Raw genomic sequence first — 13,340 nt, forward strand, 5'->3', positions numbered from 1 at the left:
CCATGGCAGACACCATCACCGTCGACGTCGTCGACTCCACCGGAGCCAAGACCGGCACCGTGGAGCTGCCCGGCGAGATCTTCGACGTCGAGCTCAACATCCCGCTGATGCACCAGGTCGTCGTGGCCCAGCTGGCCGCGGCCCGCCAGGGCACCCACGCCACCAAGACCCGCGGCATGGTCCGCGGCGGTGGCCGCAAGCCCTACCGACAGAAGGGCACCGGCCGCGCCCGCCAGGGCTCCATCCGCGCCCCCCAGTTCACCGGCGGCGGTACCGTGCACGGCCCGCAGCCGCGCGACTACTCCCAGCGCACCCCGAAGAAGATGAAGGCCGCCGCCCTGCGCTCGGCCCTGTCCGACCGGGCCCGTAACGGCCGCATCCACGTCATCACCGAGTTCGTCACCTCCGAGAAGCCGTCCACCAAGTCGGCCCTCGCCGCCCTGCGCAACCTCACGGACCGCCCCAAGTCCCTGGTGGTCGCCACCGGCACCGACGAACTCACCCGACTCAGCCTGCGCAACGCCCCCGAGGCGCACGTGCTCAAGGCCGACCAGCTGAACACCTACGACGTCCTCAACTCCGACGACGTCGTCTTCACCGCCGCCGCCCTGGACGACTTCCTCGGCAAGGGTGAGGAGGAGTCCAAGTGAGCTTCGTAAAGAGCAAGAACCCCCGCGACGTGATTATTGCGCCGGTCGTCTCCGAGAAGTCGTACACCTGCATGGATCGCGGGCAGTACACCTTCGTCGTGGCCCCCGACGCCAACAAGACCGAGATCAAGATCGCCATCGAGTCCATCTTCGATGTCAAGGTCGCCTCGGTGAACACGCTCAACCGCCGCGGCAAGACCCGCCGCACCCGCACGGGCATCGGCAAGTCGAAGGACACCAAGCGCGCGATCGTGACTCTGCGCGAGGGCACCATCGACATCTTCGGCGACGTGACGGACTGACACGGAAGGTAGAAGATCGAGATGGCAATCCGTAAGTACAAGCCGACGACCCCCGGTCGCCGCGGCTCGTCGGTCGCCGACTTCAGCGAGCTGACCCGCAACCGCCCCGAGAAGTCGCTGGTCCGGCCGCTGAGCAAGACCGGTGGCCGCAACTCCTCCGGGCGCATCACCACCCGTCACAAGGGTGGCGGTCACAAGCGCGCCTACCGGCTGATCGACTTCCGCCGGCACGACAAGGACGGCGTGCCCGCCAAGGTCGCGCACATCGAGTACGACCCGAACCGCACCGCCCGCATCGCCCTGCTGCACTACGCCGACGGCGAGAAGCGCTACATCCTGGCCCCCAACGGCCTGCGCCAGGGTGACCGGATCGAGGCCGGCCCCGAGGCCGACATCAAGCCGGGCAACTGCCTGCCGCTGCGCAACATCCCCACCGGTACCGTGGTGCACGCCGTCGAGCTGCGCCCCGGCGGTGGCGCCAAGATCGCCCGCAGCGCCGGCACCTCGGTGCAGCTGGTCGCCAAGGAGGGCAAGTACGCGCAGCTGCGCATGCCCTCCGGCGAGATCCGCAACGTCGAGGCCGCCTGCCGGGCGACCATCGGCGAGGTCGGCAACGCCGAGCAGTCCAACATCAACTGGGGCAAGGCCGGCCGCATGCGCTGGAAGGGCGTCCGCCCGACCGTGCGCGGTGTGGTCATGAACCCGGTGGACCACCCCCACGGTGGTGGTGAGGGCCGCACCTCTGGTGGCCGCCACCCCGTCTCGCCCTGGGGCAAGCCTGAGGGCCGTACCCGTCGTCCCAACAAGTCCAGTGACCGGCTCATCGTGCGCCGTCGCCGGACCGGCAAGAAGCGCTGATAGGAGCCAGTCATGTCGCGAAGCCTTAAGAAGGGCCCCTTCGTCGACGACCACCTGCAGAAGAAGGTGGACGCCCAGAACGAGCAGGGCACCAAGAACGTCATCAAGACCTGGTCCCGGCGTTCGATGATCACGCCGGACTTCATCGGGCACACCTTCGCCGTCCACGACGGTCGCAAGCACGTCCCGGTGTTCGTTACCGAGTCCATGGTGGGCCACAAGCTCGGTGAGTTCGCTCCCACCCGTACCTTCCGTGGGCACGTCAAGGACGACCGCAAGGCGCGTCGCTGACGGGCGCCGGAGAGTTTGAGAGGCTAAGAATCATGGAAGCCAAGGCGCAGGCCAAGTACGTGCGCTGCACGCCGATGAAGGCACGCCGGATCGTGGACCAGGTCCGCGGCAAGCGCGCCGTCGACGCCGTGGGCGTGCTGCGTTTCGCACCGCAGTCCGCTGCAGTGCCCGTCCGCAAGGTCATCGAGTCCGCTATCGCCAACGCCCGGTACAAGGCCGAGCGCGACGGCGAGCGCTTCAACGAGAACGACCTGTTCATCACCGAGGTGTACGCCGACGAGGGCCCGACCCTCAAGCGGTTCCGCCCGCGCGCCCAGGGACGCGCGGCCCGGATCCTCAAGCGCACCAGTCACATCACCGTCGTCGTCGGCGACCGCGCCGACACCGCCAAGCAGGAAGGAGCCCGGTAATGGGGCAGAAGGTCAACCCGACCGGTTTCCGCCTGGGCATCACCACGGACCACCGCTCCCGCTGGTTCGCCGACTCCACCAAGCCCGGTCAGCGCTACCGCGACTTCGTGGACGAGGACGTCAAGATCCGGCGCCTCATGGAGAACGGCATGGAGCGCGCCGGCATCTCCAAGGTCGACATTGAGCGCACCCGCGACCGGGTCCGCGTCGACCTGCACACCGCCCGCCCCGGCATCGTCATCGGGCGTCGCGGCGTGGAGGCCGAGCGCCTGCGCGGCCAGCTGGAGAAGCTGACCGGCAAGCAGGTTCAGCTCAACATCCTCGAGGTCCGCAACCCCGACCTGGACGCGCAGCTGGTCGCCCAGGGCATCGCCGAGCAGCTCGCCAGCCGCGTCTCCTTCCGCCGCGCCATGCGCCGCGGACTGCAGTCGGCCATGCGCGCCGGCGCCAAGGGTGTGCGCGTGCAGTGCTCCGGCCGCCTCGGCGGCGCGGAGATGAGCCGCAGCGAGTTCTACCGCGAGGGGCGCGTGCCGCTGCACACCCTGCGGGCCAACATCGATTACGGCTTCTACGAGGCCAAGACCACCTTCGGCCGCATCGGCGTGAAGGTGTGGATCTACAAGGGCGACATGACCGAGCGCGAGTTCGCCCGCCAGCAGGCCGAGTCCGCCCCGCGCGGCCGCGGCCGTGGTGAGCGCCGCGGCGGCCGCCGCGGTGAGCGCGCCCCGCGCCAGAACGAGCAGCAGGCCGAGCAGGCGCCGGCCACCGAGAACGCTGCCCCCGATCAGGGAACGGAGGCCTGAGCCGTGCTCATCCCCCGCCGGACCAAGTACCGCAAGCAGCACCGCCCGCACCGTTCGGGCATGTCCAAGGGCGGCAACCAGATCGCCTTCGGCGACTACGGCATCCAGGCCCTCGAGCCCGCCTACGTCACCAACCGGCAGATCGAGGCGGCCCGTATCGCCATGACCCGCCACATCAAGCGCGGCGGCAAGGTGTGGATCAACATCTTCCCGGACCGTCCGCTGACCAAGAAGCCCGCCGAGACCCGTATGGGTTCCGGTAAGGGCGCCCCGGAGTGGTGGATCGCCAACGTCAAGCCCGGACGCATCATGTTCGAGCTCGGCGGCGTCGACGTCGACCTGGCCCGCGAGGCCATGCGTCGCGCCCAGGCGAAGCTGCCGATGAAGACCCGTTTCGTGACCCGTGAGGGTGGTGACATCTGATGGCTATCGGTTCCAAGGGGCTCACCCCCGCAGACCTCGACGCCATGGACGACGAGCGCCTCGCCGAGGAGCTGTCCAAGGCCAAGACGGAGCTGTTCAACCTCCGGTTCGCGTCCGCGACCGGGCAGCTGGAGGACCACGGCCGCATGAAGGCCGTGCGTCGCGACATTGCCCGCATCTACACCATTGTGCGCGAGCGCGAGCTCGGCATCCGCACCGCTCCGAGCACTCAGGAGGAGGACGCCAAGTGAGCGAACAGACCACTGACAACGTGACCGCCGGCGAGCAGGCCGGCACCGACGCCCCCCAGCGCAACCACCGCAAGGTGCGCCGTGGCTACGTCGTGTCCGACAAGATGCAGAAGACCATCGTCGTCGAGGTGGAGGAGCGTTACAAGCACTCCCTGTACGGCAAGGTTCTGCGCCGCTCGAAGAAGTTCAAGGTCCACGACGAGCACAACGACGCCCACCCCGGCGACCTCGTGCTGATCATGGAGACCCGGCCGCTGAGCGCCACCAAGCGTTGGCGACTGGTGGAGATCCTCGAGAAGGCCAAGTGATTCGTTGCTGGGACCGGTAGGCCATCGGGTCGCGGTCCCGCGCGGGCTTCACCACACAACGACGACGCCGCAGCCTCCGGGGCAGCCCGGGCTGCGGCGTCGTCGTATTAGGCGGAGAGCTATCGGGGCTCTTCGTGTTTGACCTCGTGACGGGGTATCCGGGTGATGGTTTGTGTGCGCATCCCGGTGGGCGCGGTGCGTGGCGTGACGGGCAGGCGCAGGAGGGGTGCGCCTACTTGGACCGCGTTCCCCCCGTTGGACCGCCTGAGACAGCGTCTAGAGCGGTCCAAGTGAGGCTGAGCGGTCCAAGTAGAGGCAGTGGGAATCAGTCGTCGAAGTCGAAACCGTCCGCATCTGCCGCGGTGACAAGGGCGGTCAGCGAATTTGGATCCGTCAAGTACGGAACGAGCGTTCGTGCCAGCCGTTCCATCAGGGGACGGCTGCCGTAGGCGATGAATGTGTCGCCCTCGGGGTCGGCCTCGACTTCGGGGAGCTCGCCGAGATCGACCAGGCGCTGAACCACACCGGCCCAGAAATACCCGTTGGGCTCGTGACCGAGTTCGGCAACGCTTTCGGCCGTGCGCGGCTCTCCGACGTCGAAGTGGCACGACCACTGGTCGAACTCGGGCGCCTCGTGCAGGTGGACGTAGTCGGGGAACTCCACAGAAGCGGGTTCAGCGGAAGCGGTCATACGCCGCACAGCCTTTCCGGATGATCGAGAACGGTTGTCGCGATTGTACGAGGCGTCGCCGCGGCAGGTCGACTTATGGAGCTCCACCATCCAAAATGCCCGGACTGGCGACCGGCCGCACGTGCCCTGGGCCGCCGCGACGGTCGCCGGCTCGCGGTGGTGAGCAAAGGCACAGGCCCGGATTTCCGGCCGGACTACCGGCGATTCCCTGCGTTGCACTAGGGTTGGGGAGTTGCGCGCGCCCTCGGTGCGCCCGGCAGAGACCTCGCGCTCCTGCGCCTGTGTCTGTCGGGGCCTGCGTACCGGGACTCGTCCGCCGTCGGCGGGCAGCGTGCACCACCAGAAGGAACGTTCGGCCAGGCTCGCGCCGCCATGCGTGGCGGGAGAACCGGCTCGACGACAGGAGAACATTCAATGATCCAGCAGGAGTCGCGACTAAAGGTCGCCGACAACACCGGTGCCAAGGAGATCCTGTGCATCCGTGTGCTCGGCGGCTCGGGTCGGCGCTATGCGGGCATCGGCGACCAGATCGTCGCTACCGTGAAGGACGCCATCCCCGGCGGCAACGTCAAGAAGGGCGAGGTCGTCAGGGCGGTCGTCGTGCGCGCCACCAAGGAACGTCGCCGCCCGGACGGCTCGTACATTCGTTTCGACGAGAACGCCGCCGTCATCATCAGGGACAAGGATGGCGAGCCCCGCGGCACGCGCATCTTCGGCCCCGTCGGCCGTGAGCTTCGCGAGAAGAAGTTCATGCGCATCGTTTCGCTCGCACCGGAGGTGATCTGACCCATGGCACGCATTAAGAAGGGCGACCAGGTCATCGTCATCGCCGGCAAGGACAAGGGCAAGACCGGCCGCGTGCTTCGGGTCATCCCGAAGGAGGACCGCGTCGTCGTCGAGGGCGTGCAGCGCGTAACCAAGCACACGCGCCCGCGGCAGACCGCCCAGGGAGCCCGCGCCGGCGGCATCGAGACCGTCGAGGCCCCCATCCACATCTCAAACGTCATGCCGATCGACCCCAAGACGGGCCAGCGCACTCGCGTCGGCTTCCGGGTCGAGGAGGGCGTGCGCCCCAACGGCCGTAAGCGCACCGTTCGCGTGCGCTACGCCAAGAAGTCCGGGGAGGATCTGTGACCATGGCTGAGAACACGGCTGAGACCACGGCGACCGCCGTCGCCCCCCGGCTGAAGGCCAAGTACGACGACCAGGTGCGTCCCGCCCTGATGGAGGAGTTCAAGCACTCCAACGTCATGCAGGTCGGGCGCGTCGCCAAGGTCGTCGTCAACATGGGTGTGGGCGAGGCCGCCCACGACTCGAAGCTGATCGAGGGCGCCGTCCGCGACCTCGCAGCCATCACCGGCCAGAAGCCGCAGGTGACTCGGGCACGCAAGTCGATTGCCCAGTTCAAGCTGCGCGCCGGACAGCCCATCGGCGCCCACGTCACGCTGCGTGGCGACCGCATGTGGGAGTTCCTCGACCGGCTCATCTCCATCTCGCTGCCCCGCATCCGCGACTTCCGCGGCCTGAGCCCGAAGCAGTTCGACGGCAACGGCAACTACACCTTCGGACTGACCGAGCAGGCGGTGTTCCACGAGATCGACCCCGACGCCATCGACCGCGTGCGCGGCATGGACATCACCGTGGTGACCACGGCCAAGACCGACGAGGAGGCCCGCTCGCTGCTCAAGCAGCTCGGCTTCCCCTTCAAGGAGAAGTGACATGGCTAAGACCTCTTTGAAAGTCAAGGCGAACCGCAAGCCGAAGTTCGGCGTCCGTGCCTACACGCGCTGCCAGCGCTGCGGCCGGCCCCGCTCGGTGTACCGCAAGTTCGGCCTGTGCCGCATCTGCCTGCGCGAGATGGCCCTCAACGGCCAGCTCCCCGGCGTGAGCAAGTCCAGCTGGTAAGAACTTACGTCGCAGGTCCGAGAAGGAAACCGCGACGAGGAAGGGCGCAGGCCCACTCATGACAATGACAGACCCAATCGCAGACATGCTGACTCGTCTGCGCAATGCCAACAACGCATACCACGAGACCGTCTCCATGCCCTCCAGCAAGCTGAAGGTGAATATCGCCAAGATGCTGAAGAACGAGGGCTACATCGACGGCTACGAGGTGACCGACGCCCAGGTCGGCAAGACGCTCACGCTGACCCTGAAGTACGGTGCCAACCGGCAGCGTGCCATCCAGGGGCTCAAGCGCGTGTCGAAGCCCGGTCTGCGCGTGTACGCAAAGTCCACGAACCTGCCCAAGGTCCTCGGCGGCCTGGGGGTGGCCATTCTGTCCACCTCCTCCGGCCTGCTCACCGACCGGCAGGCGGAGGCCCGGGGCGTAGGCGGCGAAGTGCTCGCCTACGTCTGGTGAGAGAAGGAGCGGAGAAGAACCATGTCTCGTATTGGACGCCTTCCCGTTCCGGTTCCCGCCGGAGTGGACGTAACCATTGAAGGAAATGACGTGACGGTCAAGGGCCCCAAGGGCACCCTGACCCGCACCATCGCCGAGCCGCTGACGGTCGCCCGCCAGGAGGACGGCTCCATCCTGGTGTCCCGGCCCGACGACGAGCGCCGCTCGCGCTCGCTGCACGGCCTGTCCCGCACGCTGATCAACAACATGGTCATCGGTGTGACCGAGGGCTACTCCAAGGAGCTGGAGATCGTCGGCACCGGTTACCGTGCGGCCCAGAAGGGCACCGGCATCGAGCTGTCACTCGGCTTCTCCCACACCGTCGTCGTCGACGCCCCCGAGGGCATCGAGTTGAAGGTGGATGGTCCCGCCAAGGTGATCGTCTCGGGTATCTCCAAGGAGCAGGTCGGCGAGGTCGCCGCGAACATTCGCAAGATCCGCCCGCCGGAGCCCTACAAGGGCAAGGGTGTGCGCTACGCCGGCGAGAACGTGCGCCGCAAGGTCGGAAAGGCTGGTAAGTGACCATGGCTTACGCGATCAAGAGGGACAAGACCAAGGCTGTCGCCCGCAAGATCCGCCACCAGCGCGTGCGCAAGCACGTGTCCGGCACCGCCGAGCGCCCCCGGCTGGTGGTCAGCCGTTCCAACCGCCACATGGTGGCGCAGGTTATCGACGACACCATCGGCCACACGCTCTGCGCCGCCTCCACCCACGAGGCGGCGGCCCAGGGCGTCGAGGGCCACAAGGTCGGCGCGGCTCACCGCGTGGGCGAGCTGATTGCCGAGCGCGCCAAGGCGCTGGGCATTGAGAAGGTCGTGTTCGACCGTGGCGGCTACAAGTACCACGGTCGCGTCGCGGCCGTCGCCGAGGGCGCCCGCGAGGGCGGCCTGGAGTTCTGAGCCAGACGACGAGAAAGCTAAGGAGTTTCTGATGGCTGCACCGCAGCGAGACAGGTCCGCGTCGTCCGACGGCTCGGCCCGGCGTGAGAGCGACCGCGGCGAGGGCCGCGGCCGCCGTGACCGCAACAATGACCGCCGCGACCGGGGCACCGGCCGGGGCAACGACGACAAGTACATCGAGCGCGTCGTCACCATCAACCGCGTGTCCAAGGTCGTCAAGGGCGGCCGCCGCTTCACCTTCACGGCGCTGGTCGTCGTCGGTGACGGTGAGGGCACGGTGGGCGTCGGCTACGGCAAGGCGAAGGAAGTTCCCGCCGCCATTGCCAAGGCCGTCGAGGCGGCGAAGAAGGAGTTCTTCCACGTCCCGATGATCCGCCGCACCATCCCGCACGTGGTCCAGGGGGAGGACGCGGCCGGCATCGTGCTGCTGCGGCCCGCCTCGCCCGGTACCGGTGTTATCGCCGGCGGCCCGGTGCGTGCCGTCCTGGAGTGCGCCGGCGTCCACGACATCCTGTCGAAGTCGCTCGGCTCCTCGAACGCGATCAACATCGTCCACGCGACGGTGGCCGCGCTCAAGCAGCTCGAGCAGCCGGAGTCGGTCGCGGTTCGCCGTGGCCTGCCCCTGGAGGAGGTCGCGCCGCAGTCCATGCTGCGCGCCCGCGCCGAGGGTGAGGCCGCCAAGCGCGCCGAGGCCGAGAAGAAGGAGGCCGAAAAGGCCGCTGAAGGAGTGGGTGTGTGATGGCTGACGCCGCAACCGCTAAGACACAGCAGGACGCCCGGCAGATCAAGGTGACCCAGGTCCGCTCCGGCATCGGGGGTACCCGCCGCCAGCGCGAGACCCTGAAGGCCCTCGGCCTGCACCGGATCCGCCAGTCCGTGGTCCGCGAGGACAACCCGTCCGTGCGCGGCATGATCGCCAGGGTGGCGCACCTCGTCACCGTTGAGGAGGCCTGAGATGGCTGACACGAAGAAGCACGAGGAGGCCGGGCAGGTCGTTCGCCTGCATGACCTCCGCCCCGCTCCGGGCGCCAAGAAGGCCAAGACCCGCGTGGGTCGCGGTGAGGCGTCCAAGGGTAAGACCGCCGGCCGTGGTACCAAGGGCACCAAGGCGCGGTACCAGGTTCGCCCCGGCTTCGAGGGCGGCCAGATGCCGCTGCACATGCGCCTGCCCAAGCTGCGCGGCTTCCGCAACCCGAACCGGGTCGAGTACCAGCCCGTCAACGTCGGGCGCATCGCCGAGCTGTTCCCCGAGGGCGGCCAGGTTGGCGTTGAAGACCTGGTAGCCAAGGGCGCGGTGCGCAAGGGCCGCCTGGTCAAGGTGCTGGGTGGCGGCGACGTCGCGGTCAAGCTCGACATCACCGCCGACGCCTGGTCCGACTCCGCCAAGGAGAAGGTCGAGGCCGCGGGCGGCACGCTGGTCGCGCGCTGACCGCGGGGCCGGCCGTCGCCACGGCGGCGGCCGACACGCACAGCAAATGTCACGGCTCCGGCCGGGCCGGGGGAGACCCCGGCCCGGCCGGAGCCGTTCTGCTGACCACCCCCCGACGTCCCACGCGTACGCCTCCGCCTCTCACGTGCGGGTTTGGATCTCGCGTACGCGTTCGGCTTCCACGTTCGGGTTCCGCTCCCACGTGCGAGTCTTGGAGCTTTCCCCGCGCCTGGTAGCCGAATATCTCCAAAACGCGTACGTGAGGCGGGAACTTGTGCGTTTGAGTAATCGACGGGTGTGCGTTTGGCGCGGCGGGCGCGGGACGGCGTGACCGATACCCCCGAATACGGCGCCTCGGCGGGTGGCAGCATCTGCCGGGCGGGGTAGGGTAGCCCAGGGTTGCACCCTGGGTTTAACCCCGGGTACATCCCGAGCGTCTGCCGGCGCGTCATGAATGTCGACAGGCGCAGTGCCCCGCGTCCGCAATCAGCCGCCCACAGGAGACCGAGTGTTCAGTGCGTTCATCCAGGCGTTCAAAACGCCGGACCTGAGGAGAAAGCTCCTGTTCACCCTGGGCATCATGGCCCTGTTCCGGTTCGGTTCCGTGCTGCCCACCCCCGGCGTGAACCTGGCCAACGTGCAGGTGTGCGTGGGGGAGGCCGAGGATGCGGGCCTGCTCGGCCTGATCAACATCTTCTCCGGTGGAGCGCTGCTGCAGCTGAGCGTATTCGCGCTGGGCATCATGCCCTACATCACCGCCTCCATCATCATCCAGCTGCTGCGCGTGGTGATCCCGCGCTTCGAGGAGCTGTACAAGGAGGGCCAGTCGGGCACCGCCAAGCTGACGGAGTACACCCGCTACCTCACGATCGGGTTGGGCGTGCTCCAGTCGGCCACAATCGTCGCCACCGCCGCGAACGGCAACCTGTTCACCGGCTGCTCGGTGGACGTCATCCCGAACGACTCCCCCCTGAACCTGGCGCTGATGATCGTCACCATGACCGCCGGCACCGGCCTGATCATGTGGCTGGGTGAGCTCATCACCGAGCACGGCATCGGCAACGGTATGTCCCTGCTGATCTTCACCTCGATCGTGGCGCGCATGCCGCAGAACCTGCTGTCCATCCTGGGCGGCTCCGGCGGTCTCTCCCGCTTCCTGGCGGTCGTAGCCATCATCCTGGTGGCCACGCTAGCGGTGGTCTTCGTAGAGCAGGCCACCCGCCGCATCCCGGTGCAGTACGCCAAGCGCATGGTGGGACGGCGCCAGTACGGCGGCTCCACCACCTACATCCCCATCAAGATCAACACCGCCGGCGTCATCCCGGTCATCTTCGCCTCCTCCCTGCTGGCCATGCCGCAGCTGATCGCCCAGTTCGGCTCGCCCACCAGTTCCTGGGTGCAGTGGATCGCCACCAACCTGCGGCAGACCGACACGGTCTACCTGGTGGGCTACGCCCTGCTGATCTTCGCCTTCACGTTCTTCTACACGGCCATCACCTTCAACTCCGAGGAGATCGCCGACAACATGAAGCGCTACGGCGGCTTCATCCCCGGCATCCGCGCCGGTGAGCCGACGGTGCGCTACCTCAGCTACGTAATCAACCGGATCACCGCGGCGGGCTCCGTCTACCTGGTGATCCTGGCCCTGCTGCCGACGCTCGCCGTCATCCGGCTGGGCCTGTCCCAGAATCTGCCGTTCGGCGGCACGACCATCCTGATCATGGTGGGGGTCGGCCTGCAGACGGTTAAGGAAATCAACTCTCAGCTGCAGCAGCGGCACTACGAAGGGTTCCTCTCATGAGCGCACGTATGGTCATCCTCGGTCCACCCGGAGCCGGCAAGGGCACCCAGGCAGCCCGCATTTGCGAGCGCCTGGGCATCCCCGCCATCTCCACCGGCGACATCTTCCGTGCGAACGTCGCCGGCGGCACCGAGTTGGGCCGCCAGGCCAAGCAGTACATGGACGCCGGCGAGTACGTGCCCGACTCGGTGACCAATGCCATGGTCGCCGACCGGCTGGCCGCCGACGACGCCGCCGACGGCTTCCTGCTGGACGGTTACCCCCGCACCGAGGCGCAGGTGCACGAGCTGGACAGCATGCTCGCCGCCGCCGGCCTGTCCCTGGACGTGGTCCTGGAGATCACCGCGGACGCCGAGGTCGTGGTCCAGCGGCTGCTGGGGCGCGCCGCCGAGCAGGGCCGCACCGACGACACCGAACCGGTCATTCGTCGTCGCCTGGAGGTGTACGCGGAGCAGACCGAGCCGCTGGCCGCCCTGTACGAGCAGCGCGGGCTGCTGGTGCGCGCCGACGGCGTCGGCGCGCTGGATGAGGTCACCGACCGGATCATGAGCGCGCTCGCCACGCGCGGCGTCACCGCCTGAAGGGGACACCCGCCATGCTGACGCGCGAGCGGATTCAGCTCAAGACCCCGGACCAGCTGCGGCACATGCGCCGGGCCGGGCTCGTCGTCGCCGATATCCACGCCGCCCTGCGGGAGGCCGTGCGCCCCGGCGTCACCACCGCAGAGCTTGACGCCGTCTCCGCCGACGCCATCGCCCGCGGCGGCGCCCACTCCAACTTCCTGGGTTACTACGACTACCCGGCCACCGTCTGCATCTCCGTCAACGACGAGGTGGTCCATGGGATCCCGGGGGAGCGGGTGCTCGAGCCGGGCGACCTGGTCACCTTCGACTGTGGCGCCTACATCCTCGACGACGCCGGCACCCAGTGGCACGGCGACGCCGCCTTCACCACCGTGGTGGGCGGCCGCTATGCCTCCGAGTCCGATCGGGTGCTGGACACCACCACCCGGCAGGCCCTGTGGGACGCGATCGCCGCCGTCGCCCGTGCCGCCGCCGGAGAGACCGCTGGGCGAGCCACACGGTTGAACACGGTTGGCGACACGGTCGAGGCCACCGTTGCTGCGGTGAGCGAGCGCGAGGGGGTGCATCTGGGCATCCTGCAGGACTACGTGGGCCACGGCATCGGTACCGCCATGCACATGGCCCCCGACGTGCTCAACTATTCCGTCAAGCACAAGGGCCCCAAGCTCCGGGCGGGCATGGTGCTCGCCATCGAACCGATGCTCACCGCCGGTGGCACGGAGGTGGACGAGCTCGACGACGGCTGGACCGTGGTCACGCGGGACGGTTCGCACGCCGCCCAGTGGGAGCACACGGTCGCGCTCGTGCCCGGCGGAGTGTGGGTGCTGACAGCCCCCGATGGGGGAGTGGAGGGCCTGGCCCCCTACGGCCTGGAGCCCAAGCCCCTGGACTGACTCCTCTGCTGTCCTGCTGTCCTGCGCCCGCGATCGCCGAGGTCGGTTGAAGTTACGTGCCGAGGTCGGTGGAAGTTACGTGCCGAGGTCGGTCGTGCCGGGAGCGAGGCGGGGCCGGCGACGCGCCGGAGTCGAGGCGCGCAGTGTGTCGGGAAACACCGCCGGATAATGCCCCTCCGCGGTGGTCAGCCGCGGCGGGTTTGCCGTATCGTTGGCGATCGGCGCGTCCAGGACGTGGTGCCATACCATTTTGCCCGCCGGCTCACCGGCTTCCCGCAAGGTGGGGTGGCGCGTCCAGCGCACCATGCCGGCGGCGTCGTCGCCGGAGGGAGTATCCAGCGAGAAA

Annotated in this window: 24 protein-coding genes; 22 read left to right on the plus strand and 2 right to left on the minus strand. The window is 68.2% G+C overall.

The window, feature by feature from the left end; genetic code table 11:
* Nucleotides 1–2 precede the first annotated feature (2 nt).
* From rplD to rpsQ, 9 genes are read left to right on the plus strand one after another with little or no spacing between them, the layout of a single operon-like run.
* Nucleotides 3–650: a 50S ribosomal protein L4 gene (rplD, locus tag C3B71_RS03590; protein WP_073327554.1), complete on the plus strand. Its 648-nt coding sequence runs from the start codon at nt 3–5 to the stop codon at nt 648–650.
* Entirely contained in the window at nt 647–952 is a 306-nt protein-coding gene (gene rplW, locus C3B71_RS03595) for a 50S ribosomal protein L23 (RefSeq protein WP_073327552.1), read from the plus strand. Before rplD ends, rplW begins: the two co-directional genes overlap by 4 nt.
* 21 nt (nt 953–973) lie before the next feature.
* On the plus strand, nt 974–1,810 hold the full coding sequence (gene rplB, locus C3B71_RS03600; RefSeq protein WP_073327550.1) for a 50S ribosomal protein L2: 837 nt from the start codon (nt 974–976) through the stop codon (nt 1,808–1,810).
* A gap of 12 nt (nt 1,811–1,822) precedes the next feature.
* The gene (rpsS, locus tag C3B71_RS03605; protein WP_073327549.1) at nt 1,823–2,101 is read left to right on the plus strand and encodes a 30S ribosomal protein S19; all 279 of its coding nucleotides are present in this window, start codon (nt 1,823–1,825) and stop codon (nt 2,099–2,101) included.
* 32 nt (nt 2,102–2,133) lie between these two features.
* On the plus strand, nt 2,134–2,511 hold the full coding sequence (rplV, locus tag C3B71_RS03610) for a 50S ribosomal protein L22 (protein WP_108966216.1): 378 nt from the start codon (nt 2,134–2,136) through the stop codon (nt 2,509–2,511).
* Nucleotides 2,511–3,314 (plus strand): 30S ribosomal protein S3, encoded by an 804-nt coding sequence (rpsC, locus tag C3B71_RS03615; RefSeq protein ID WP_073327546.1) that lies wholly within the window; start codon nt 2,511–2,513, stop codon nt 3,312–3,314. Before rplV ends, rpsC begins: the two co-directional genes overlap by 1 nt.
* A gap of 3 nt (nt 3,315–3,317) precedes the next feature.
* Nucleotides 3,318–3,737, plus strand: coding sequence for a 50S ribosomal protein L16 (gene rplP, locus C3B71_RS03620; protein WP_073327544.1), 420 nt, complete (start codon nt 3,318–3,320; stop codon nt 3,735–3,737).
* The gene (gene rpmC / locus C3B71_RS03625) at nt 3,737–3,988 is read left to right on the plus strand and encodes a 50S ribosomal protein L29 (RefSeq protein WP_073327542.1); all 252 of its coding nucleotides are present in this window, start codon (nt 3,737–3,739) and stop codon (nt 3,986–3,988) included. Before rplP ends, rpmC begins: the two co-directional genes overlap by 1 nt.
* 20 nt (nt 3,989–4,008) lie before the next feature.
* A complete protein-coding gene (gene rpsQ / locus C3B71_RS03630) occupies nt 4,009–4,296 on the plus strand; it encodes a 30S ribosomal protein S17 (RefSeq protein ID WP_234416191.1) in 288 nt (95 codons plus the stop codon).
* 325 nt (nt 4,297–4,621) lie between these two features.
* Here rpsQ and C3B71_RS03635 read toward each other — a convergent pair whose 3' ends face one another.
* Nucleotides 4,622–4,987 (minus strand): Imm51 family immunity protein, encoded by a 366-nt coding sequence (locus tag C3B71_RS03635; protein WP_111890689.1) that lies wholly within the window; start codon nt 4,985–4,987, stop codon nt 4,622–4,624.
* A gap of 414 nt (nt 4,988–5,401) precedes the next feature.
* Between C3B71_RS03635 and rplN the strand changes: the two genes are divergently transcribed.
* The 13 genes from rplN to map all read left to right on the plus strand — a co-directional run bounded on the left by rplN (nt 5,402) and on the right by map (nt 12,994).
* Nucleotides 5,402–5,773 carry a 50S ribosomal protein L14 gene (gene rplN / locus C3B71_RS03640; protein WP_073327539.1) on the plus strand — a complete coding sequence of 124 codons (372 nt, stop codon included), beginning with the start codon at nt 5,402–5,404 and terminating at the stop codon, nt 5,771–5,773.
* A 3-nt stretch (nt 5,774–5,776) separates the two neighbouring features.
* The gene (rplX, locus tag C3B71_RS03645; protein WP_073327537.1) at nt 5,777–6,121 is read left to right on the plus strand and encodes a 50S ribosomal protein L24; all 345 of its coding nucleotides are present in this window, start codon (nt 5,777–5,779) and stop codon (nt 6,119–6,121) included.
* 2 nt (nt 6,122–6,123) lie between these two features.
* Nucleotides 6,124–6,705, plus strand: a complete 582-nt coding sequence (rplE, locus tag C3B71_RS03650) for a 50S ribosomal protein L5 (RefSeq protein ID WP_073327536.1) — start codon at nt 6,124–6,126, stop codon at nt 6,703–6,705.
* A gap of 1 nt (nt 6,706) precedes the next feature.
* On the plus strand, nt 6,707–6,892 hold the full coding sequence (locus C3B71_RS03655; RefSeq protein WP_073327534.1) for a type Z 30S ribosomal protein S14: 186 nt from the start codon (nt 6,707–6,709) through the stop codon (nt 6,890–6,892).
* 58 nt (nt 6,893–6,950) lie between these two features.
* Nucleotides 6,951–7,349 (plus strand): 30S ribosomal protein S8, encoded by a 399-nt coding sequence (rpsH, locus tag C3B71_RS03660; protein WP_073327533.1) that lies wholly within the window; start codon nt 6,951–6,953, stop codon nt 7,347–7,349.
* A gap of 21 nt (nt 7,350–7,370) precedes the next feature.
* A complete protein-coding gene (rplF, locus tag C3B71_RS03665; protein WP_073327531.1) occupies nt 7,371–7,910 on the plus strand; it encodes a 50S ribosomal protein L6 in 540 nt (179 codons plus the stop codon).
* Nucleotides 7,911–7,912: 2 nt separating this feature from the next.
* Nucleotides 7,913–8,287, plus strand: a complete 375-nt coding sequence (rplR, locus tag C3B71_RS03670; RefSeq protein ID WP_108969510.1) for a 50S ribosomal protein L18 — start codon at nt 7,913–7,915, stop codon at nt 8,285–8,287.
* Between the two features lie 31 nt (nt 8,288–8,318).
* Nucleotides 8,319–9,026 carry a 30S ribosomal protein S5 gene (gene rpsE, locus C3B71_RS03675; protein ID WP_073327530.1) on the plus strand — a complete coding sequence of 236 codons (708 nt, stop codon included), beginning with the start codon at nt 8,319–8,321 and terminating at the stop codon, nt 9,024–9,026.
* Nucleotides 9,026–9,241: a 50S ribosomal protein L30 gene (rpmD, locus tag C3B71_RS03680; RefSeq protein WP_073327528.1), complete on the plus strand. Its 216-nt coding sequence runs from the start codon at nt 9,026–9,028 to the stop codon at nt 9,239–9,241. Before rpsE ends, rpmD begins: the two co-directional genes overlap by 1 nt.
* A gap of 1 nt (nt 9,242) precedes the next feature.
* The gene (rplO, locus tag C3B71_RS03685) at nt 9,243–9,716 is read left to right on the plus strand and encodes a 50S ribosomal protein L15 (RefSeq protein ID WP_073327527.1); all 474 of its coding nucleotides are present in this window, start codon (nt 9,243–9,245) and stop codon (nt 9,714–9,716) included.
* Between the two features lie 508 nt (nt 9,717–10,224).
* A complete protein-coding gene (secY, locus tag C3B71_RS03690; RefSeq protein ID WP_108966220.1) occupies nt 10,225–11,517 on the plus strand; it encodes a preprotein translocase subunit SecY in 1,293 nt (430 codons plus the stop codon).
* Nucleotides 11,514–12,098, plus strand: a complete 585-nt coding sequence (locus tag C3B71_RS03695) for an adenylate kinase (RefSeq protein ID WP_234416081.1) — start codon at nt 11,514–11,516, stop codon at nt 12,096–12,098. The genes secY and C3B71_RS03695 overlap by 4 nt, the downstream gene beginning before the upstream one ends.
* A gap of 14 nt (nt 12,099–12,112) precedes the next feature.
* Nucleotides 12,113–12,994, plus strand: a complete 882-nt coding sequence (map, locus tag C3B71_RS03700) for a type I methionyl aminopeptidase (protein ID WP_108966222.1) — start codon at nt 12,113–12,115, stop codon at nt 12,992–12,994.
* 75 nt (nt 12,995–13,069) lie between these two features.
* Here map and C3B71_RS03705 read toward each other — a convergent pair whose 3' ends face one another.
* Entirely contained in the window at nt 13,070–13,300 is a 231-nt protein-coding gene (locus C3B71_RS03705; protein ID WP_108966224.1) for a hypothetical protein, read from the minus strand.
* Nucleotides 13,301–13,340 lie beyond the last annotated feature (40 nt).

The sequence above is a fragment of the Actinomyces sp. Z16 genome (assembly GCF_003111765.1).
Lineage (GTDB): Bacteria > Actinomycetota > Actinomycetes > Actinomycetales > Actinomycetaceae > Actinomyces > Actinomyces glycerinitolerans.

Excerpts from the sequence above, each read along its gene's own strand:
- rplD (WP_073327554.1), top strand. The coding sequence starts at position 3 with ATGGCAGACACCATCACCGTCGACGTCGTCGACTCCACCGGAGCCAAG.
- rplE (WP_073327536.1), top strand. The coding sequence starts at position 6,124 with ATGGCTGAGAACACGGCTGAGACCACGGCGACCGCCGTCGCCCCCCGG.
- C3B71_RS03635 (WP_111890689.1), bottom strand. The coding sequence starts at position 4,987 with ATGACCGCTTCCGCTGAACCCGCTTCTGTGGAGTTCCCCGACTACGTC.
- rplN (WP_073327539.1), top strand. The coding sequence starts at position 5,402 with ATGATCCAGCAGGAGTCGCGACTAAAGGTCGCCGACAACACCGGTGCC.
- rplX (WP_073327537.1), top strand. The coding sequence starts at position 5,777 with ATGGCACGCATTAAGAAGGGCGACCAGGTCATCGTCATCGCCGGCAAG.
- rpmD (WP_073327528.1), top strand. The coding sequence starts at position 9,026 with ATGGCTGACGCCGCAACCGCTAAGACACAGCAGGACGCCCGGCAGATC.
- rpmC (WP_073327542.1), top strand. The coding sequence starts at position 3,737 with ATGGCTATCGGTTCCAAGGGGCTCACCCCCGCAGACCTCGACGCCATG.
- rplO (WP_073327527.1), top strand. The coding sequence starts at position 9,243 with ATGGCTGACACGAAGAAGCACGAGGAGGCCGGGCAGGTCGTTCGCCTG.
- rpsE (WP_073327530.1), top strand. The coding sequence starts at position 8,319 with ATGGCTGCACCGCAGCGAGACAGGTCCGCGTCGTCCGACGGCTCGGCC.
- map (WP_108966222.1), top strand. The coding sequence starts at position 12,113 with ATGCTGACGCGCGAGCGGATTCAGCTCAAGACCCCGGACCAGCTGCGG.
- rpsC (WP_073327546.1), top strand. The coding sequence starts at position 2,511 with ATGGGGCAGAAGGTCAACCCGACCGGTTTCCGCCTGGGCATCACCACG.
- C3B71_RS03695 (WP_234416081.1), top strand. The coding sequence starts at position 11,514 with ATGAGCGCACGTATGGTCATCCTCGGTCCACCCGGAGCCGGCAAGGGC.
- rplB (WP_073327550.1), top strand. The coding sequence starts at position 974 with ATGGCAATCCGTAAGTACAAGCCGACGACCCCCGGTCGCCGCGGCTCG.
- rplF (WP_073327531.1), top strand. The coding sequence starts at position 7,371 with ATGTCTCGTATTGGACGCCTTCCCGTTCCGGTTCCCGCCGGAGTGGAC.
- rpsH (WP_073327533.1), top strand. The coding sequence starts at position 6,951 with ATGACAATGACAGACCCAATCGCAGACATGCTGACTCGTCTGCGCAAT.
- rplV (WP_108966216.1), top strand. The coding sequence starts at position 2,134 with ATGGAAGCCAAGGCGCAGGCCAAGTACGTGCGCTGCACGCCGATGAAG.
- rpsS (WP_073327549.1), top strand. The coding sequence starts at position 1,823 with ATGTCGCGAAGCCTTAAGAAGGGCCCCTTCGTCGACGACCACCTGCAG.
- C3B71_RS03705 (WP_108966224.1), bottom strand. The coding sequence starts at position 13,300 with ATGGTGCGCTGGACGCGCCACCCCACCTTGCGGGAAGCCGGTGAGCCG.
- rplR (WP_108969510.1), top strand. The coding sequence starts at position 7,913 with ATGGCTTACGCGATCAAGAGGGACAAGACCAAGGCTGTCGCCCGCAAG.
- C3B71_RS03655 (WP_073327534.1), top strand. The coding sequence starts at position 6,707 with ATGGCTAAGACCTCTTTGAAAGTCAAGGCGAACCGCAAGCCGAAGTTC.